This window comes from Staphylococcus pasteuri (assembly GCF_030547725.1).
GTDB lineage: Bacteria > Bacillota > Bacilli > Staphylococcales > Staphylococcaceae > Staphylococcus > Staphylococcus pasteuri.
The window spans coordinates 1-252 of record NZ_JAUOQO010000622.1 but is presented as its reverse complement, the minus strand read 5'-3'; the positions used below and the strand labels follow the sequence as shown (position 1 = coordinate 252).

Here is a 252-nt window from a genome sequence, read left to right as displayed (position 1 = left end):
CACTTCATGGCCATTGATGCCGTCACCTAATTGATAGAACTGAAATTCTATTTGAGGGGAATGTTCAGTAAATGCGTTTACGTAACTTTGTATGGTGCTGTCAGAGTAATAGGCGTCGTTACGTCCGTAGATAAACAAATGTGGCAGCGGGTTATTTTGTGCTGCTTGTGCGAACAAACCAAGGTTGCTGGCACTCTCGGCGTTTATTTGGCATTGCTCACCCATCCAGCCACCAGAAAAATTAACCACACC

The 252-nt window shown here is 44.8% G+C and carries 1 protein-coding gene; it reads right to left on the bottom strand.

The window, feature by feature from the left end:
- The coding region (locus Q4528_RS14945; RefSeq protein ID WP_303522467.1) for a hypothetical protein at window positions 1-252 on the bottom strand (252 nt) is incomplete at both ends.